This window comes from Actinacidiphila alni, from assembly GCF_900112845.1.
Lineage (GTDB): Bacteria > Actinomycetota > Actinomycetes > Streptomycetales > Streptomycetaceae > Actinacidiphila > Actinacidiphila alni.
Genome location: NZ_FONG01000032.1, coordinates 1 through 19242, shown reverse-complemented (window position 1 = coordinate 19242; position 19242 = coordinate 1). Strand labels below are relative to the sequence as shown.

Annotated in this window: 18 protein-coding genes; 6 read left to right on the top strand and 12 right to left on the bottom strand. The window is 71.6% G+C overall.

Going from position 1 to position 19242, the window contains the following annotated elements:
* The first annotated feature begins 100 nt into the window (after positions 1 to 100).
* Both recO and BM076_RS33575 read left to right on the top strand, forming a co-directional pair.
* Complete coding sequence (recO, locus tag BM076_RS33580; RefSeq protein WP_093717599.1) at positions 101 to 850, top strand: DNA repair protein RecO; 750 nt, start codon at positions 101 to 103, stop codon at positions 848 to 850.
* Between the two features lie 14 nt (positions 851 to 864).
* Positions 865 to 1695, top strand: a complete 831-nt coding sequence (locus BM076_RS33575; RefSeq protein WP_093717557.1) for an isoprenyl transferase — start codon at positions 865 to 867, stop codon at positions 1693 to 1695.
* A 23-nt stretch (positions 1696 to 1718) separates the two neighbouring features.
* Here the strand turns inward: BM076_RS33575 and BM076_RS33570 are convergent, their stop codons facing one another.
* The 4 genes from BM076_RS33570 to BM076_RS33555 all read right to left on the bottom strand — a co-directional run bounded on the left by BM076_RS33570 (position 1719) and on the right by BM076_RS33555 (position 4888).
* Positions 1719 to 2135 carry a Fur family transcriptional regulator gene (locus BM076_RS33570; RefSeq protein ID WP_093717556.1) on the bottom strand — a complete coding sequence of 139 codons (417 nt, stop codon included), beginning with the start codon at positions 2133 to 2135 and terminating at the stop codon, positions 1719 to 1721.
* A gap of 64 nt (positions 2136 to 2199) precedes the next feature.
* The gene (locus tag BM076_RS33565; RefSeq protein WP_093717555.1) at positions 2200 to 3099 is read right to left on the bottom strand and encodes a metal ABC transporter permease; all 900 of its coding nucleotides are present in this window, start codon (positions 3097 to 3099) and stop codon (positions 2200 to 2202) included.
* On the bottom strand, positions 3099 to 3878 hold the full coding sequence (locus BM076_RS33560) for a metal ABC transporter ATP-binding protein (RefSeq protein ID WP_093717554.1): 780 nt from the start codon (positions 3876 to 3878) through the stop codon (positions 3099 to 3101). Before BM076_RS33560 ends, BM076_RS33565 begins: the two co-directional genes overlap by 1 nt.
* A gap of 8 nt (positions 3879 to 3886) precedes the next feature.
* Positions 3887 to 4888 (bottom strand): metal ABC transporter substrate-binding protein, encoded by a 1002-nt coding sequence (locus BM076_RS33555; protein WP_093717553.1) that lies wholly within the window; start codon positions 4886 to 4888, stop codon positions 3887 to 3889.
* Positions 4889 to 5025: 137 nt separating this feature from the next.
* Between BM076_RS33555 and BM076_RS33550 the strand changes: the two genes are divergently transcribed.
* Entirely contained in the window at positions 5026 to 6408 is a 1383-nt protein-coding gene (locus BM076_RS33550) for a glycine--tRNA ligase (protein WP_093717552.1), read from the top strand.
* A 66-nt stretch (positions 6409 to 6474) separates the two neighbouring features.
* On the opposite strand, the gene BM076_RS33545 is transcribed toward BM076_RS33550, so the two are convergent.
* The 4 genes from BM076_RS33545 to BM076_RS33530 all read right to left on the bottom strand — a co-directional run bounded on the left by BM076_RS33545 (position 6475) and on the right by BM076_RS33530 (position 10301).
* Positions 6475 to 6906, bottom strand: coding sequence for an A4/G1 family peptidase (locus tag BM076_RS33545; protein WP_245796630.1), 432 nt, complete (start codon positions 6904 to 6906; stop codon positions 6475 to 6477).
* Between the two features lie 57 nt (positions 6907 to 6963).
* A complete protein-coding gene (locus BM076_RS33540; RefSeq protein ID WP_093717551.1) occupies positions 6964 to 7548 on the bottom strand; it encodes a TetR family transcriptional regulator in 585 nt (194 codons plus the stop codon).
* 131 nt (positions 7549 to 7679) lie between these two features.
* Entirely contained in the window at positions 7680 to 8681 is a 1002-nt protein-coding gene (locus tag BM076_RS33535; RefSeq protein WP_093717550.1) for an aldo/keto reductase, read from the bottom strand.
* Between the two features lie 111 nt (positions 8682 to 8792).
* Complete coding sequence (locus BM076_RS33530) at positions 8793 to 10301, bottom strand: MFS transporter (protein WP_407640744.1); 1509 nt, start codon at positions 10299 to 10301, stop codon at positions 8793 to 8795.
* A gap of 125 nt (positions 10302 to 10426) precedes the next feature.
* On the opposite strand from BM076_RS33530, the gene BM076_RS33525 reads away from it, so the two are divergent.
* A complete protein-coding gene (locus tag BM076_RS33525; RefSeq protein ID WP_093717548.1) occupies positions 10427 to 11380 on the top strand; it encodes a helix-turn-helix transcriptional regulator in 954 nt (317 codons plus the stop codon).
* Here BM076_RS33525 and BM076_RS33520 read toward each other — a convergent pair.
* Together BM076_RS33520 and BM076_RS33515 are read right to left on the bottom strand one after the other, a co-directional pair.
* A complete protein-coding gene (locus BM076_RS33520; RefSeq protein WP_245796629.1) occupies positions 11359 to 11964 on the bottom strand; it encodes a MarR family winged helix-turn-helix transcriptional regulator in 606 nt (201 codons plus the stop codon). The genes BM076_RS33525 and BM076_RS33520 overlap by 22 nt on opposite strands.
* Positions 11961 to 13388: an MFS transporter gene (locus BM076_RS33515; RefSeq protein WP_093717547.1), complete on the bottom strand. Its 1428-nt coding sequence runs from the start codon at positions 13386 to 13388 to the stop codon at positions 11961 to 11963. The genes BM076_RS33520 and BM076_RS33515 overlap by 4 nt, the downstream gene beginning before the upstream one ends.
* 92 nt (positions 13389 to 13480) lie before the next feature.
* Between BM076_RS33515 and dusB the strand changes: the two genes are divergently transcribed.
* A complete protein-coding gene (gene dusB / locus BM076_RS33510; protein ID WP_093717546.1) occupies positions 13481 to 14722 on the top strand; it encodes a tRNA dihydrouridine synthase DusB in 1242 nt (413 codons plus the stop codon).
* Positions 14723 to 15108: 386 nt separating this feature from the next.
* Positions 15109 to 17817: a pyruvate, phosphate dikinase gene (gene ppdK / locus BM076_RS33505; RefSeq protein ID WP_093717545.1), complete on the top strand. Its 2709-nt coding sequence runs from the start codon at positions 15109 to 15111 to the stop codon at positions 17815 to 17817.
* Positions 17818 to 17969: 152 nt separating this feature from the next.
* Here ppdK and BM076_RS33500 read toward each other — a convergent pair whose 3' ends face one another.
* Both BM076_RS33500 and BM076_RS33495 read right to left on the bottom strand, forming a co-directional pair.
* Positions 17970 to 18557: a DinB family protein gene (locus BM076_RS33500; protein WP_093717544.1), complete on the bottom strand. Its 588-nt coding sequence runs from the start codon at positions 18555 to 18557 to the stop codon at positions 17970 to 17972.
* 68 nt (positions 18558 to 18625) lie between these two features.
* Positions 18626 to 18994, bottom strand: coding sequence for a helix-turn-helix transcriptional regulator (locus BM076_RS33495; protein ID WP_093717543.1), 369 nt, complete (start codon positions 18992 to 18994; stop codon positions 18626 to 18628).
* Between the last annotated feature and the right edge of the window lie 248 nt (positions 18995 to 19242).

Sequence of the window (19242 nt, the reverse complement as noted above, 5' to 3'; positions counted from 1 at the left end):
CCTCGGTCGACCCGCCCCCGCGGCCCGCGGTCCGTCTCGTACGGCGGGTGAATCGGCGTCCGGCGCCGCGGTGCCCGGCGCGTGCGCGAGAATGGCCCGCATGAGTCTGTTCCGCGACGACGGCATCGTGCTGCGCACCCAGAAACTGGGTGAGGCGGACCGGATCATCACGCTGCTCACCCGGCGGCACGGCCGGGTCCGCGCGGTGGCTCGCGGGGTGCGCAGGACGAAGTCGAAGTTCGGCGCCCGCCTCGAACCCTTCAGCCATGTCGACGTGCAGTTCTTCGTACGCGGCGGCGAGCTGATCGGCCGCGGCCTGCCACTGTGCACCCAGGGCGAGACGATCGCGCCGTACGGCGGCGCCATCGTCGCCGACTACGAGCGCTACACCGCGGGCACCGCGATGCTGGAGACGGCCGAGCGCTTCACCGACCACGAGGGCGAACCGGCGGTGCAGCAGTATCTGCTGCTGGTCGGCGCGCTGCGGACGCTCGCCGCCGGCGACCACGACCCGCGGCTGGTGCTGGACGCCTTCCTGCTGCGCTCGCTGGCCGTCAACGGCTACGCGCCCAGCTTCGACGACTGCGCGAAGTGCGGCATGACCGGACCGAACCGGTTCTTTTCGGTCGGCGCGGGAGGAGTCGTCTGCGGCGACTGCCGGGTGCCGGGAAGCGTCGTACCCTCACGGGAGTCACTGGAACTGCTCGGCGCGCTGCTGGGCGGCGACTGGGAGACCGCCGACGCCTGCGAGCCGCGGCACTGCCGCGAGGGCAGCGGGCTGGTGGCGGCCTACCTCCAGTGGCATCTGGAGCGCGGCCTGCGCTCCCTGCGGTTCGTCGAGAAGGCCTGAGGAGAAGTACCACCATGGCACGTCGCGGGATTCTGGCCCGTTCCCGGAGCTCCTACCGCACGCCCGACCCGCACCCGTCCGGTGCGCGGCCGCCGAAGCTGCAGAGCGAGCTGGTGCCCAAGCACGTCGCCGTCGTGATGGACGGCAACGGCCGCTGGGCCAAGGAGCGCGGCCTGCCCCGCACCGAGGGCCACCGGGTCGGCGAGGGCGTCGTTCTGGACGTGCTCAAGGGCTGCCTGGAGATCGGCGTCAAGAATCTGTCGCTGTACGCCTTCTCGACCGAGAACTGGAAGCGCTCGCCCGACGAGGTGCGCTTCCTGATGAACTTCAACCGGGACGTCATCCGCCGCCGCCGCGACGAGATGGACGAACTGGGCATCCGTATCCGGTGGGTGGGCCGGATGCCGAAGATGTGGAAGTCCGTCGTCCAGGAACTCCAGGTCGCCCAGGAGCAGACGGTCGGCAATGACGCCATGACGCTCTACTTCTGCGTCAACTACGGTGGCCGCGCCGAGATCGCGGACGCCGCGCAGGCGATCGCCCGCGATGTGGCGGCCGGGCGGCTCGACCCGTCCAAGGTCACCGAGAAGACCTTCGCGAAGTACCTCTACTACCCCGACATGCCCGACGTCGACCTCTTCCTGCGCCCCAGCGGCGAGCAGCGCACCTCCAACTACCTGCTCTGGCAGAGCAGTTACGCCGAGATGGTGTTCCAGGACGTGCTCTGGCCGGACTTCGACCGCCGCGACCTGTGGCGGGCCTGCGTCGAATACGCCTCCCGCGACCGCCGGTTCGGCGGCGCCATTCCGAACGAGGCCCAACTGGCGGGCGAGCAGCGCGCGTAACCGGCCCGCCCCCCGCCGCGGGGTTACTCGGCGGCCGGCGCGGCGGCGCAGTCGGCGCAGGTGCCGAAGATCTCCATGGTGTGGGCGACGTCCACGAAGCCGTGCTCGGAGGCGACGGCCTCGGCCCACTTCTCCACGGCGGGGCCTTCGACCTCCACGGCCTTGCCGCAGACGCGGCAGACCAGGTGGTGGTGGTGCCCGCCGCCGGAGCAGCGCCGGTAGACCGACTCGCCCTCACCGGTGCGCAGGACGTCGATCTCGCCGGCGTCCGCGAGCGACTGGAGGGTGCGGTAGACGGTGGTGAGCCCGACGGAGTCGCCGCGGTGCTTCAGGATGTCGTGCAGGTCCTGGGCGCTGCGGAATTCGTCGACCTCCGACAGAGCGGCGGACACGGCGGCCCGTTGCCGGGTCGCACGGCCGCGTACGGGATGGGTGGTCACCGGTGCCTCCTTCTTGGTCGCAGCGTGCGTCTGTCCGAGGGCCCATTGTGCCAGGCCGCGCCGGTCAGGCGGGTACCTCCTCCGAGGCGCCGCGGGCGGTGGGCACCTCCACCTCCAGGGTGCACCGTTCCCGCTCGGCCGCCGCCTTCCGCGCGCGCTTCCTCGCTAGCGGGGTGGCCAGCGCGGTCAGCACGACGAACAGGCCGATGGTGATGAGCACGATCGTCGCACCTGAGGGCACGTCCACGTAGTACGAGGTCACGGTCCCGGACAGGGTGACGGTGACGCCGATGGCGATCGCGCTGACGAAGGTGACCAGGAAGCTGCGGGTGACCTGCTGGGCCGCGGCCACCGGGATCACCATCAGCGCGCTGACCAGCAGCAGCCCCACCACCCGCATGGCCACGGTGACGGTGAGCGCGGCCGTGACCGCGACCAGCAGATTCAGCAGCCGCACCGGCAGTCCGGTGACCCGGGCGAATTCCTCGTCCTGCGACACCGCGAACAGCTGCCGCCGCAGCCCCACCGTGACCAGCACCACGAAGCCCGCCAGCAGGCACATGGTGGTGATGTCGGACGGCGACACCGTGGTGATCGAGCCGAACAGATACGTCTCCAGATTCGCGTTGGAGCCGTTGGGCGCGAGACTGGTGAGCATCACACCGCCCGCCATGCCGCCGTAGAAGAGCATCGCCAGCGCGATGTCGCCGCGCGTCTTCCCGTACCAGCGGATCAGTTCCATGGCGACGGCGCCCGCGACCGAGACGGCGGTGGCCACCCACACCGGGTTGGACTGGAGCAGGAAGCCGAGGCCGACACCGGTCAGCGCGACATGGCCGATGCCGTCGCCCATCAGGGCCTGGCGGCGCTGCACGAGGTAGATGCCGATGGCGGGCGCGGTGACGCCGACCAGCGCGGCGGCGATCAGGGCCCGCTGCATGAAGGCGTAGTCGAGGAATTCCATCAGCTCAGAAGTCCCGTCCTGACCGGCGCGGCGGTGTCCGCGTGCGGGTGTACGTGGTCGTGGCCCGGCAGGGCGTGCTGGCCGAGCGCCCGCGGCGGCGGCCCGTCGTGGGTGACGCAGCCGTCGCGCAGCACCACCGCGCGGTCGATCAGCGGCTCCAGCGGCCCCAGTTCGTGCAGCACGAGCAGGACGGTGGCGCCGGCCGCGACCTGCTCGCGCAGGGTGGCAGCGAGGATCCGCTGGCTGGCCAGGTCCACGCCCGCCATCGGCTCGTCCATGATGAGGAGTTCGGGTTCCGCGGCGAGTGCGCGGGCGATCAGCACCCGCTGGTGCTGGCCGCCGGACAGCGCGTCGACGGAGTCACGGGCCCGGTCGGCGAGGCCCACGGTGGCGATGGCGCGGTCCACCGCGGCCCGGTCGGCGCGCCCCATCGGCCGCAGCCGGGTGCGGGCCAGCCGCCCGGCGGAGACCACCTCGCGCACGGTCGCCGGCACCCCGCCGGCCGCGGTGGTGCGCTGCGGTACGTAGCCGATCCGCGCCCACTGCCGGAAGCGGCGCAGCGGTGTGCCGAACAGCTCCAGCGTGCCGCCGGTCAGCGGCACCTGGCCGATGACCGCGCGGACCGCCGTGGACTTGCCCGAGCCGTTCGCGCCGAGCAGCGCGACGACCTCGCCGCGCGCGACGGTCAGGTCGATGCCGCGCAGCACCGGGCGGGCGCCGAGGGTGGCGGTGCCGCCGCGCAGCGCGACGACGGGTTCTTCCGAGGAGCGCATGGTCATGACCTCCGTCACTTCGCGCCGAGCGCGGTGCGCAGGGCCGCCAGATTGCTCTGCTGCACCTGGAAGTAGTCGGTGCCCCTGGACTTGTCGGTGATGCCTTCGATCGGGTCGAGGACGTCCGTCCGCAGCCCGAGGTCGCCCGCCAGCGTCTTCGCGGTGGCGTCGCTGACCAGCGTCTCGAAGAAGACGGTGGACACGTGCTTGCTCCTGACCAGGTCGTGCAGCGCCTTGACGCGGGCGGCGCTCGGCTCGCTCTCCGGGTCGATGCCGTTGATCGCCTCCTCGACCAACCCGTAGCGCTCGGCGAGGTAGCCGAAGGCGGCGTGCGTGGTGACGAAGGTGTCCGAGGCGCGGTTCTTCAGGCCGTCGCGGAAGGACGTGTCGAGCGCGGTGAGCCTGGCCACCAGCGCGTCGGTGTTCTTGCCGTACGCGGCGGAATGCGCCGGGTCCGCCTGCTCCAGCGCCTTGCCGACGCCCTTGGCGACCTCGGCGTACTTCACCGGGTCCAGCCAGATGTGCGGGTCGGCCCCGGCATCCTCGTCGCCCTCGCCGCCGGTGCCGTTGTCCCCGGTGGTGTGGTGCGTGCCGTCCACCTCGGTGCCGTGGTCCTCCAGCGGGGTCAGCGCGGCGGCGTCGACCGTGTGCTTCACGCCGGACAGCTTCACGGCGTCGTCCACGGCGGGCTGGAGCCCCTTGAGGTAGACGATCACATCGGACTGGCCGAGCTTGCCGGTCTGCTTCGGGGTCAGCTCCAGATCGTGCGGCTCGACGCCCGGCTTGGTGAGGTCGGTCACCGCGACATGACCGGCGCCGATCTGCTCCGCGAGGTACTGCAACGGGTAGAAGGAGGCCGTGACCTTGAGCTTTCCGCCGTTCTTGGCCGGGCCGCCGGCGTTGTCGGAGGCGTCGGCGCCGGAGCAGGCCGACAGTGCCAGCAGGCCGAGTACGGCGGTGGCGGCGGCGCCGACGAGACGAGTGGCGGCGGGTATCGGGCGGCGACGGATGTTCATGACTCTCATTTTCATCAAAAGTGGAAACGATTGTCAATTGCCGGTAGGGCGGGGATCCTGGAACGGATTTGATACGGGGGCCGCACCCGCCGGTAATCTGGGGCAACTGACCGCTTCGTCGTACTGAAGAGAGCACCGTGGCCGCCGACAAGATCGACACCATCGTCAGCCTGAGCAAGCGCCGTGGCTTCGTTTTCCCGAGCAGTGAGATCTACGGCGGTTCGCGCGCCGCCTGGGACTACGGGCCGCTGGGCGTGGAGCTGAAGGAGAACATCAAGCGCCAGTGGTGGCGTGCCATGGTGACCTCCCGCGAGGACGTGGTGGGTATCGACTCCTCGGTGATCCTGGCGCCCGAGGTCTGGGTCGCCTCCGGCCATGTCGCGACCTTCTCCGACCCGCTCACCGAGTGCACCTCCTGTCACAAGCGCTACCGCGCCGACCACCTGGAGGAGGCGTACGAGGCCAAGCACGGCAAGCCCCCGGCCAACGGCCTCGCCGACATCAACTGCCCGCACTGCGGCACCAAGGGCGCCTTCACCGAGCCCAAGCAGTTCTCCGGCATGCTCCAGACGCACCTCGGCCCGACCCAGGACGCGGGCTCGGTGGCGTACCTGCGGCCCGAGACCGCACAGGGCATCTTCGTCAACTTCGGGCAGGTGCAGACCACCTCGCGCAAGAAGCCGCCGTTCGGCATCGCCCAGATGGGCAAGTCGTTCCGCAACGAGATCACGCCCGGCAACTTCATCTTCCGCACCCGCGAGTTCGAGCAGATGGAGATGGAGTTCTTCGTCAAGCCCGGCGAGGACGAGAAGTGGCACGAGTACTGGATGCAGGAGCGCTGGAACTGGTACACGGGCCTCGGCATCCGCGAGGAGAACATCCGGTGGTACGACCACCCCAAGGAGAAGCTCTCGCACTACTCCAAGCGCACCGCGGACATCGAGTACCGCTTCAACTTCGGTGGCCAGGAGTTCAGTGAGCTGGAGGGTGTGGCCAACCGCACCGACTTCGACCTCTCCTCGCACTCCAAGGCGTCCGGCCAGGACCTCACCTTCTTCGACCAGGAGGCGGGCGAGAAGTGGTTCCCGTACGTCATCGAGCCCGCGGCCGGTGTGAACCGCGCGATGCTGGCCTTCATGCTCGACGCGTACAACGAGGACGAGGCGCCCAACGCCAAGGGCGTCATGGAGAAGCGCACCGTCATGCGGCTCGACCCGCGGCTGGCCCCGGTGAAGGTCGCGGTGCTGCCGCTGTCCCGCAATCCTGAGCTGTCCCCGAAGGCCAGGGGCCTGGCGACCGCCCTGCGCAAGAACTGGAACATCGAGTTCGACGACGCCGGCGCGATCGGCCGCCGCTACCGCCGCCAGGACGAGATCGGTACGCCCTTCTGCGTCACGGTCGACTTCGACACCCTGGACGACAACGCGGTCACCGTCCGCGAGCGCGACACGATGAAGCAGGAGCGCGTCTCCCTGGACCAGGTCGAGACCTACCTCGGCTCCCGTCTGCTGGGCTGCTGACGCCGGACCCGACACGGGCGGGGGCGGGGCCGGAACGATTCCGGCCCCGCCCCCGCCTTTTCCGTGTCACCGGGGCAGCGCGCGGACGGCGAGCACCGCGCAGGCCGCCGCGAGCGGCAGTTCCGCGGCCAGTGCCATCGCCAGGGCGACGGCGAAGTCCTGGCCGGGGGCGGCGGTGGTGGTGTCGAACCAGGCGTCGGTGACCAGCAGCATCGCGGTGGCCGCCGCGGCAGGCGGCAGGAGACGGGCGCGGCGCGTCGCGAGCACGCCGGTGGCGATCAGACCGGCCGCCTCAAAGGCGTCGAGGCCGACCCAGGCGGTGGCCCAGTGGCCGCCGGAGGCGGTGGAGGCCGAGGGAAGCGTGACGGCGAGCACGACCAGCCAGGGCACGAGCGCCAGGCCGCAGGCGAGCAGCGCGTGGCCGGCCCACCGCGGCGGCCCGGAGCGTACGGGCGGATCCGCGAGCACCGGCGCCGGCCGGTCGCGTACGTCGTACATGTGCGGGTCCCTTCCGTCGGCCGCGAGCCACCGCACAGGACAACGCCGGCGGGGCCGTCAGCTCTTCCGCAGCCCGCGCAGCACCAGCTCGCACACCGCGTCGAATTCCCCGTCGATGCCCGGCGACACCCACTCCGCCCCGTACGCCGGGTCGTGGAAGCGGCAGGTCGCGTCCCACACGGCCCGCGCGGTCACCGCCGGGTCGCAGGGCGCGAACTCCCCGCTCCGTACGCCGTCCGCGACGATCCCGGCGAGCTGTGCGACCGTCTCGCGCACATGGCGGCTGACGGCCCCGCTGTTGTCGCGGGCCAGCGTCTGGAAGGTCGCGAACAGTTCGGGATCGAGATCGGCCTTGCGCCGCTTCGCGGCGAAGAGTTCGCCGAGCCAGCGCGGCAGCCGCTCGGCCGCGGGCCCGTCGGACGCCGCGATGTCCGCGAGCGAGGCGTGCGCCTCGGCCAGCCACCGCTGGGTGACCGCGTCGCGCAGCGCCGCCTTGGTGCGGAAGTGCCGGTAGACGGTGCCGTGGCTGACCCCGAGCGCCCGCGCCACGTCGACCACGGTCGCCTTGGCGGGGCCGTAGCGGCGCAGCACTTCCTCGGTGGCTTCGAGGATCCGTTCGGGGGTCAGGGTCTCCGGCGGCATGGCGGGGCGGCCTTTCGTCTGGCGGGCGGCGGCACCGGCGGCCGCCGTCGGCCTCCAGTGTGCCGCCCGGCGGCCGGGCGGCAGACGCCGGTCCCGGCCGACCCCCGCGCTTCGGGGGCGGCCCGGTGGGGTCAGCGTTCGCTGTCCAGGTGCGCCATCTGCGCGGTCGGGTAGCGGGTGCCTGCGACCTCGGACGGCGGCACGGCCCGCTCGATGTCGGCGAGGTCGGCCTCGCTCAGGTCGACCTCCAGCGCGGACAGCGTCTCGGCGAGCCGGTCCCGGCGGCGGGCGCCGATCACCGGCACGATGTCGTCGCCGCGCGAGAGCACCCAGGCGATGGCGGCCTGCGCCACCGTGATGCCCTTGCCCTCGGCGACCTTGCGCAGCGCCTCGACCAGGCCGAGGTTGCGGTCCAGGTTCTCCGCGGAGAAGCGCGGCGAGTGGGCGCGGAAGTCGCCCTCCGCGACCCCGCGCTGCGGCGACCAGTGACCGCTCAGCAGGCCGCGCGAGAGCACGCCGTACGCGGTGATGCCGGTGCCCAGTTCGCGCGCGGTCGGCAGGATCTCCCGCTCGATGCCGCGGTCGAAGAGGCTGTACTCGATCTGCACGTCGGCGATCGGCGCGACGGACGCGGCCCGGCGCAGGGTCTCCGCGCCGACCTCGGACAGGCCGATGTGCCGGACCCGTCCCGCCTGGACCTGCTCGGCGATCGCGCCGACGGTCTCCTCGATCGGTACGGCCGGGTCGACGCGGGCGATCCGGTAGATGTCGATGTGGTCGGTGCCGAGCCGGTTCAGCGAGTACGCGAGGAAGTTGCGGACGGCGGCGGGGCGGCCGTCGACGCCGTGGAAGCCGTTGTCGATGTCGCGCAGGGCACCGAATTTGACGCTGATGACGGCCTGGTCGCGGCTGCCGGGGCGGGCCCGCAGGGCGTCGCGGATCAGCAGTTCGTTCAGGCCCATGCCGTAGAAGTCGCCGGTGTCGAGCAGATTCACGCCCGCGTCGAGGGCGGCGTGGATGGTGGCGACGGACTCGGTCTCGTCGGCGGCGCCGTAGGCGCCGGACATGCCCATGCAGCCGAGGCCGATGGCGGAGACGGCGGGTCCTGTGCTGCCGAGGGTGCGGGTGCGCATCAGGAGGAAGCCCCTTCGGGTGGGATGGTCGGGAACACTCCCCACCGTGACACATGGACTGACAGATTTCAATATCTGTCAGTCCATGTGTGTCCCGTGACCGGGCGGAGGCTATGCCACCTGGCGCGGCAGCCGCAGGCTCAGCGCCACCGTGGCGGCCACCGCCGCCAGCTGTGCGAGCAGCGTCCACACCAGCGCGTCCCGGATGCCGACGGACGACGTCAGCGTCAGGAAGAGGGTGCCGAGGGTCGCCACGCCGAGCGCCAGGCTGGACTGCTGGGTGGTGGCCATCGCGCCGCCGCCGACCCCGGCCTGCGCCGCGGGCACCTCGCTGAGCACGACCCGGAAGACCACGGGCAGCACGAGTCCCTGGCCGAAACCGGTGACCGCCATCGCGGGCGTCAGCGCCCACACGCCCAGGTGCGGCCAGCCGTAGTGGAAGGTCGCGGCCAGCGCGAGCAGACCCACGCCCTGGATCAGCGCGCCGCCGGTCACCGTACGGTTGCCGAACCGCGCCACCGCGCGCGGGCCCAGCAGCGACGCCACGAAGAAGGCCGCGCAGAACGGCACCAGCGCCGCGCCCGCCCGCATCGCCCCGAAGTGCAGCCCGTCCTGCATGGCCACCGCCACGACGAACATGAAGCCGCCGAAGCCGAGGCAGAAGGGCACGATCAGCAGCAGACCGCTGCGCACACTGTGGATGCGGACCAGGGACGGCGGCAGCAGCGGGGTCCGGCCGGTGCGCTCACCGCGCCGCTCGACCGCCACGAAGGCCGCCGCCGCGAACGGGAAGACGCCCAGCAGCACCCACGACCACAGCGGCCAGCCGGCCGCCCGGCCCTCGGTGAGCGGCAGCAGCAGAGTGATCAGCGTCACCGCGAGCAGGACGGTGCCCGGCTTGTCGATCCTGGCCGGGTGCGGGGAGCGGGTCTCCGGCACCGACTTCAGCGCCAGCGCCAGCGCCACGGCGGCCACCGGCACATTGACCAGGAAGATCGCCCGCCAGCCGCTGCCCGCGATGTCCGCGGAGACCAGCACACCGCCGAGCACCTGGCCGACGACGCTGGCCACGCCCGCGGTCGCGCCGTAATAGCTCAGCGCCTTGCCGCGGCTGCTGCCGGAGGTGGCGGACTGGATGGTGGCCAGCGCCTGCGGCAGCAGCAGCGCGGAGGCGGCGCCCTGGGCGACACGGGCCGCCACCAGGGTCCAGGCGGTCGGGGCGACACCGCAGGCCAGCGAGGTGACGGCGAACAGCGCCAGGCCCCACAGGAAGAGATTGCGGCGGCCGAACATGTCGCCGAGCCGGCCGCCGAGCACGAGCAGGACGGCGTACGCGACGCCGTATCCGGCGACGACCATCTCCAGGACGGCCGGTCCGGCGTTCAGGTCGCGGTCGATGGTGGGCAGGGCCACGTTGACGATGAAGAAGTCCACCATCGGCAGCGCGGCGCCGAGCAGCACGGTCAGCAGGCCGAGCGCGCTCAGACCGGGGGCGGCCGGGGCGGGGGACTGCGCGCCGCCCGACGTACGCGGGGCGGGCGGCGGAGTGGGGACGGAAGCGGGCCGTGCGGCTGCCCCGATGCGGGTCACGCGGGGGAGCACCTGAGCCCGGGAGGTCATGGTGGGTTCCATTCGGTCGGTCACGTGCTCCACACTGGACCCCTTCCCAAGGGGGTACCAGAGAGCGTTTATCCAGGTATACGGAGCACCTGGCCACCGGCTGACGTATACGGCACCCTGGGAATATGAGCGCTGACGTCAATGCCGTGACCCCGGCCGGCCGCTCCGCCGCCGCGGACACCGCCCGGGTCCTGGACCTGCCCGCGGATCCGGATGTGCCCGCCGCCGCGGCGGCGGCGGTCCGCCGCCGGGAGCTGGCGTCCTTCCTGCGCAGCCGCCGCGAGCGGATCTCGCCCGAGCAGGTCGGCCTGCCGCCGGGCCGGCGCCGCCGCACCCCGGGGCTGCGCCGCGAGGAGGTCGCGCAGCTCGCCGCGGTCGGGGTCACCTGGTACACGTGGCTGGAGCAGGCGCGGGAGATCCAGGTCTCCGGGCAGGTCGCCGACGCCATCGCGCGGGCCCTGATGCTCGACCACACCGAGCGGACGCATCTGTTCACCCTCGCCGGGACCGCCGACCCGCACCCGCACCTGGACTGCCCCGGCATGTCGAGCGCGGTGCGCTCCATGATCGACCAGCTCGCGCCGTTGCCCGCCGCCGTCGTCAACAGCCGCTACGACATCATCGCGTACAACCGCACCTACGGCCGGCTGGTCAGCGACCTGGACGCGCTGCCGGTGGAGGACCGCAACATCATGTGGCTGTCCTTCACCGACCCGCTGTGGCGCGAGCGGATGGTCGACCGCGAGGAGAGCATCCGGCTGATGGCCGCCAAATTCCGTGCCTCGATGGCACAGCATCTGGCCGAGCCCGCCTGGAAGGCGCTGCTCAAGCGGCTCCAGCAGGCGTCACCGGACTTCTGCGAGATGTGGGAGCGGCACGAGGTGCTCCAGCCCGACGGTCATCTCAAGCGCTATCTCAACCCCCAAGTCGGCCTGCTGTCCTTCGACTTCACACATCTGTGGCTCGGCCCGCAGCAGGGCCCGCGGCTGACCACGTACACCCCCGCCGACGACCTGACGCGTGAACGCCTGGTACGGCTGCACGAATTGACGCTGGCTCAGGAGTCCGTGCCCGCCTGAGCGTTGCCGTCCCCGTTCTCGTTCCCGTCTTCGGCGGTGTTCTGTGCCGCCGACCGGTCGGCGGCGATCAGCGCCGCCACGATCCGTTCCAGCGTGGCCAGGTCCCGCGGCGGCAGGGCGCGCAGCGAGTCCGGCGGGGTGCCGAGGACGGCGTTGGCGCGGTCCGCCGTCGCCCGGCCCTCGGCGGTCGCCGTCACGATCTTGCTGCGCCGGTCGGTGGGGTGCTGGTGCCGCTCGACCAGGCCACGCTTGGCGAGGTCGTCCACCACGAGGGTGGTGTACGGGCGGTCCGAGGCCAGTTCGGCGGCCAGTTCGCTGAGGCTGCCGGGGGAGGCGGCGACCCGGCGCAGCACCTTGATCCGGAAGAAGCTCATGCCGAGCGCCTCCGCGACCTCCTTGCGGCGCTCGTTGCGCTCCAGGACGAGGGCGCGCAGATTGCGCCAGACGCGCTCGGCGGCGGCGTCCGTGGCGGCGGCCGGGTCCGTACCGCCGGCGGCCGGGTCCGCGGCCGTTTCCGTACCGCCCGTACCGCTCGTGCCGTTCATGCCGTCAGCGGTGTCGAGGGGCTCCGACGTCGTCGTCATGAGGTGCTCACCGGGATTCGAGGGGTGCCGTCTGCGGAGTCTTCGGCCATGAGCAGGTCCGCCGCCCGTTCCGCCGTGCCGCGGGCCCACCGGCCGCTGGTGAGCGTACCGAGGATCAGCACGCTGGCGCCGCAGCCCACGATGATCCACCAGGCCGCGGTGTGCAGCCCGGCCGCCAGCGCCGCGCCGATCACGGCGACGCCCAGCGACTGGCCGATCTGCCGGCTGGTGGACGCCACCGCCGCCGCGACCCCGGCCTGCGAGCGCGGCATCCCGGACACGGCGGTGTTGGTGATCGGCGCGTTGACCAGGCCGAAACCGATGCCGAACAGCACGTACGAGGTGAACAGCAGCGCGTTGGAGGACTGCGCGTCCAGCGCCGCGAACAGCACACCGCTGGCCGTCATCGCCGTACCCGCGAGCACCAGCGACAGACGCGGCCCGCGCGAGGCGACCAGGCGGCCGGACAGCGGCGCGAAGACCAGGCACATCAGCGCCATCGGCAGCATGTAGAGCCCGGCGTCCAGGGCGGACAGGCCGCGGTCGTTCTGCAGGTACAGGGTGTTGAGGAACAGGAAGCCGCCGAGCGCCGCGAAGCCGCTGACCGCGATGACGGTCGCGCCGCTGAAGGGGGCGCTGCGGAAGAACCGCATGTCGATCAGCGGGTCGGTGCGCCGCTTCTCGTACCGGGTCAGGCCCAGCAGCGCCAGTACGGTGACGGCGAAGCAGCCGACGATCAGCGGGGAGGTCCAGCCCGCGTCGGAGCCCTCGATGATGCCGTAGGTGAGGGAGCCGAGCAGCGCGATCACCAGCACCTGGCCGACCGGATCGACGCGGCGCGGCCGGGGCGCACGGGACTCGGGGATGTAGCGCGAGGTCAGGGCCAGCGCGACCAGGCCGACCGGCAGGTTGATCCAGAAGATCGACCGCCAGCCGACGGACTGCACGAGCGCGCCGCCGACGATCGGTCCGGCCGCCATGCTGATGCCGACCACGCCGCCCCAGACGCCGATGGCGCGGGCCCGCTCGCGCGGGTCGGAGAAGGTGTTGGTGATGATCGACATCGCCACCGGGTTGAGCATCGAACCGCCGACCGCCTGCACCATCCGGAAGGCGATCAGCCAGCCGAGGCCGGGCGCGAGGCTGCACAGCACCGAGCCGATGGTGAAGAGCACCAGGCCGATCCGGAAGATCTTCTTGCGGCCGAGCCGGTCGGCGGTGGAGCCGGACAGCAGCAGCAGTGAGGCGATCACCACGAGGTAGGCGTCGATCGTCCACTGGAGGCCCGACACCGAGGCGTGGAAGTCCTTCTGCATCGACGGCAGCGCCACGTTCAGGATCGTGTTGTCCAGACTGACGATCAGCAGACTCATGCAGCAGATCCCCAGGACGAGCATGCGGCGCCGGTGCGTCAGCTCAGGCATGGATGCAGGCTCCAATGATTGTACGAGCGAAATCATTTCAATCGTACAACTAACGGGGACGGGCCGTGCGCCGCGTACGCGACAATGGGCGTATGACCGCTGACACCACCGCCCCGGTGACCGACACCCGCACGCCGGCCGTGCCCGCGACCGGTACGGACTCGCCCGCCGCGGGCGCACCCGCCGCGACCGCACCCGCCGCGGGCGCCCTCCGGATCGGGCCGCACACCGTGTGGCCGCCGGTGGTGCTGGCGCCGATGGCCGGCATCACCAACGCGCCCTTCCGCACGCTGTGCAGGGAGTTCAGCGGCGGCAAGGGGCTGTTCGTCAGCGAGATGATCACCACCCGGGCGCTGGTCGAGCGCAATGAGAAGACCATGCACCTCATCCACTTCGACGCCACCGAGACGCCGCGCTCGATCCAGCTCTACGGCGTCGATCCGGTGACCGTCGGCAAGGCGGTGCGGATGATCGTGGACGAGGATCTCGCCGATCACATCGACCTCAACTTCGGCTGCCCTGTACCGAAGGTGACCCGCAAGGGCGGCGGCTCGGCGCTGCCGTTCAAGCGCAATCTGCTGCGGTCGATCCTGCGCGAGGCGGTCGGCAACGCCGGTGACCTGCCGGTCACCATCAAGATGCGCAAGGGCATCGACGACGACCACCTCACGTATCTGGACGCGGGCCGGATCGCGGTCGAGGAGGGCGTGACGGCGGTCGCGCTGCACGGCCGTACGGCCGCCCAGCACTACGGCGGCACCGCCGACTGGGACGCCATCGCGCGGCTGCGCGACCACGTCACGGAGATCCCGGTGCTCGGCAACGGCGACATCTGGTGCGCGGACGACGCGGTACGGATGATGCGCGCGACCGGCTGCGACGGTGTGGTGGTCGGCCGCGGGTGCCTCGGCAGGCCCTGGCTCTTCGGCGACCTCGTCGCGGCCTTCGAGGAGGGCGGGCCCGGGGCCCCGGCCGCCCCCGACTTCGGGCAGGTCACCCGCGTCATGCGGCGGCACGCCGAACTGTTGGGGGAGTGGATCGGGGACGAGGCGCGCGGCGTCATCGACTTCCGCAAGCACGTGCCTTGGTACACCAAGGGCTTCTCGGTCGGCTCCGACGCGCGCCGCGCCCTTGCCACGGCCTCGTCGCTCGCCGAGCTGGACGAGCAGTTCGCGGCGCTCGACCTCACCCAGCCCTGGCCCGCCCACGCCGACGGCCCCCGCGGCCGCACCGCCCCCGGCAAGCGCGTCGTCCTCCCGGACGGCTGGCTGAACGACCCCTACGAGTGCGCCGCCCTGACGGAGGACGCGGAGTCCGACACCTCGGGCGGCTGAGGGCACGCCTCTACAGAGTGCGTCCAGGATGTGAGACGCGCGACGTGATTCACCCCACGCTTGATACCTCTTGCGCTCAAATGAGCGCACATCCGAGCGTGTCACCTCTCGAATGCATGGCACTCAGTGCCACCCCCTTGTCTCCAGGCCGGACGGCCACCCGTCACTCTGCGTCGACAACGCCGGCCCGGAAGCCAGCGCAGCGAAGCGCTGCGTTCGACTCGTGAACGGACGATGAACCCCGGGCGGCGCACCCCCGCGGCGGGGGACCCCGGCAGACGGGCGGTTACCGCCGTGTGTCGAGGTCATGGACGCACTGCGACCCCTTCGGGCTGGGTACGCTCCCCGCCGTCAGGGCATCCCGGTCGGACGAGGAGTCGAGTCCCGTGTCGGCACGACAGAAGAACCAGAAGTTCGTCTACGACTTCACTGAGGGCAACAAAGACCTCAAGGACCTGCTCGGCGGGAAAGGTGCGAACCTCGCCGAGATGACCAATCTCGGCCTGCCCGTCCCCCCGGGGTTCACGATCACCACCGAGGCGTGCAAGGTCTATCTGGACACCGGCGCGGAGCCCGCGGCGCTGCGCGACGAGGTGAGTGCGCACCTCGACGCGCTGGAGCAGCGGATGGGCAAGAAGCTGGGCCAGGCGGACGACCCGCTGCTGGTCTCGGTCCGCTCGGGCGCCAAATTCTCCATGCCGGGCATGATGGACACCGTCCTCAACATCGGCCTGTCCGACGCGTCGGTGGCCGGCCTCGCCGCGCAGGCGGGCAACGAGCGCTTCGCCTGGGACTCCTACCGGCGCCTTGTGCAGATGTTCGGCAAGACCGTGCTCGGCGTGGACGGCGACCTCTTCGAGGACGCGCTGGAGGAGGCCAAGCGGGCCAAGGGCGCCGACAGCGACCTCGGTCTGGACGCGGCCGACCTCAAACAGCTCGTCGACGACTTCAAGGCGATCGTCGCCAAGGAGACCGGCCGGGACTTCCCGCAAGAGCCGCGCGAGCAGATGGACCTCGCCGTCCGCGCGGTCTTCGACTCCTGGAACACCGAGCGCGCCAAGCTCTACCGCCGCCAGGAACGTATCCCCGGCGACCTCGGCACCGCCGTCAACATCTGCTCGATGGTCTTCGGCAACCTCGGCCCCGACTCCGGCACCGGCGTCGCCTTCACCCGCGATCCCGCCAGCGGCCACCAGGGCACGTACGGCGACTACCTGCAGAACGCGCAGGGCGAGGACGTCGTGGCCGGCATCCGCAACACCGTGCCGCTCGCCGATCTCGAAGGGATCGACAAGACGTCGTACGACGCGCTGCTGGCGATCATGGAGACGCTGGAGACGCACTACCGCGACCTGTGCGACATCGAGTTCACCATCGAGCGCGGCAAGCTGTGGATGCTCCAGACCCGGGTCGGCAAGCGGACCGCGGCGGCGGCCTTCCGGATCGCCACCCAGCTGGTCGACCAGGGCCTGATCACCGAGGCCGAGGCGCTCCAGCGGGTCAACGGCGCGCAGCTCGCGCAGCTGATGTTCCCGCGCTTCGACGACTCGGCCACCTCCGCGGCGAGCGGTGTGCGGCGGATCGGCTGGGGCATCGCGGCCTCGCCGGGCGCCGCGGTCGGCAAGGCGGTCTTCGACTCGTACACCGCGGTGAAGTGGTCGCGGTCCGGCGAGAAGGTCATCCTGATCCGCCGCGAGACCAACCCCGACGACCTCAACGGCATGATCGCCGCCGAGGGCATCCTCACCAGCCGCGGCGGCAAGACCTCGCACGCCGCCGTCGTCGCCCGCGGCATGGGCAAGACGTGCGTGTGCGGCGCCGAGGAGCTGGAGGTCGACACCAAGCGGCGACGGCTGACCGCCCCCGGTGGCGTGGTGATAGAGGAGGGCGACCTCATCTCGATCGACGGCTCGTCGGGCAAGGTGTACGTCGGCGAGGTGCCGGTCGTGCCGTCGCCGGTCGTGGAGTACTTCGAGGGCCGCATGCACGCCGGCGCCGACGAGGCCGACGAACTCGTCCAGGCCGTGCACCGGATCATGGCGTACGCCGACCGGGTCCGCCGGCTGCGGGTGCGCGCCAACGCCGACAACGCCGAGGACGCCAGCCGGGCCCGCCGCTTCGGCGCCCAGGGCATCGGGCTGTGCCGCACCGAGCACATGTTCCTCGGCGAGCGGCGCGAACTGGTCGAGCGGCTGATCCTCGCCGACACCGACACCGAGCGCGAGGAGGCGCTCGGCGCTCTTCTCCCGTTGCAGAAGGCCGACTTCATCGAGCTGTTCGAGGCGATGGACGGACTGCCGGTCACCGTACGGCTGCTGGACCCGCCGCTGCACGAATTCCTGCCGGACATCACGGAGTTGTCGGTACGGGTCGCGCTCGCGGAGTCCCGCAAGGACGCCAACGAGAACGATCTGCGGCTGCTCCAGGCCGTGCACAAGCTGCACGAGCAGAATCCGATGCTGGGGCTGCGCGGCGTACGCCTCGGGCTGGTCGTACCCGGCCTGTTCGCGATGCAGGTCCGCGCCATCGCGGAGGCCGCGGCGCACCGCAGGTCCGTCAAGGGCGACCCGCGCGCCGAGGTGATGATCCCGCTGGTCGGCACCGTGCAGGAGCTGGAGATCGTCCGCGAGGAGGCCGACCGGGTCATCGCCGAGGTCGAGGCCGCCACCGGCACCGAACTCAAGCTCGCCATCGGCACCATGATCGAGCTGCCGCGGGCCGCGCTGACGGCCGGTCAGATCGCCGAGGCCGCCGAATTCTTCTCCTTCGGCACCAACGATCTCACCCAGACCGTCTGGGGGTTCTCCCGCGACGACGTCGAAGCCTCCTTCTTCACCGCCTACTTGGAGAAGGGCATCTTCGGGGTCTCCCCGTTCGAGACCATCGACCGCGACGGCGTCGGCGCCCTCGTCCGCTCCGCCTGCCAGGCCGGCCGCGCCACCCGCCCCGGCCTCAAGCTCGGCGTCTGCGGCGAGCACGGCGGCGACCCCGAGTCCGTCCACTTCTTCCACGAGGTCGGCCTCGACTACGTCTCCTGCTCCCCCTTCCGGATCCCCGTGGCCCGCCTCGAAGCGGGCCGCGCGGCGGCCCGCTGACCCCACCGACCGGGCCGGGCCCGGAGTGCCGACGGAAGCCCCTTGCCCTGGGGGCACCCTCACCGACCGGCACCCCGCCCCGGCCCCACCCCGCCGGGGGCGACGCTTCGTGCGGAGGCGCCGCCCCCGGCTTCCTCGTGCCCGGACCGGTGTCAGGGCGTGACGGAGGCGGCTGAGCGGGCGGCCTTCTCGACCGCTGCCCGGTGGGCCGCGCGGGCGGCCTCGTCGATGGGCTGCTCGTGTTCCGCGCGGGCTCCGGTGCGGCCGTCGATGCTCTCGCGGAGGATGTCGGCGTGTCCGGCGTGGCGGACGGTTTCGCTGAGGACGTGGGTCAGGACGGCGAACAGGTTGGTGGTGGCGCCGGGTTCCGGCCACCACGGCACGTGGCCGGGGGCGTCCAGGGGGAGTGCGTCGATCGTCGCGTCGGAGTGGTCCCAGGTGCGCAGGTAGAAGGCGACGATCCCGTCGCGGGTCTCGTCCTCGGTGGCCCACAGGTCGCTGTCGGCGATGTGGTCCTGCCACCGGGGCAGCGGCTCGGGGGAGGGGCGGCCGAAGACCTCGCCGAAGTATCTGGCCTCGACGTTCGCGACGTGCTTGACCAGGCCGAGCAGATTGGTCCCGGTCGCTGTCAGGGGCCTGCGGGTGTCATATTCGGCCAGGCCGTCGAGCTTCCAGAGCAGCGCCTGGCGGTCCCGCCGCAGCCGCCCGCGCAGGTTGTCCTTCGCGAATTCGTCGATCATGCGGCCCGAGTCTGCCACGCGCGACTCCGCCCCGACCCGCCCGCGACGGGCCCGGCCCCGGGCCCGGGTCAGCTCCCGTCGGGGCCTGCGGATGCGTCGTCCGACCCGGCCGACTCCGGTCCGGCCGGCTCGCCGGCCTCCTGGTCGATGGTGAGCAGGGCGAGCAGATCGGCGACGGTCGGTCCGGCGTCCGCCGGGTGGCGCAGTGCGGTGCCGGAGGGGATCTCGTACCGGTTGGAGCGCCCGACGCGGGTGTGGGCGAGGTACCCGCCGGTCTCCAGGTCGGCGATGATCTTCTGCACGGCGCGTTCGGTGAGCAGGCAGTGCGCGGCGATGTCCCGTACACGGCTCCCCGGATCGCGGGCGATCACGGCCAGAACGCGGGCGTGGTTGGTCAGAAACGTCCATCCGGTGGTGTGCGGCGCGGCGTCGTCCATGCCCTTATCGTACGAAGTCCGATTCCGGATCCGCAAAGGATGAATTCTCATTCACGTTTTACTTGACGTGCCTCCCGGTCGGTGGCCAGCATGAGAGGGACGCCGCACGCCGATGAGAGAGGGCCTTGAGATGTCCGCAGCAGAGCGACGACCTTTTCCCGGGGCCGGAGCCGAGGCGGCACCGAATCCTCAGGTGATCACCCATCCGTCCAGCGGCCTGATCGTGCACCTGACGCACGCCGACGGTG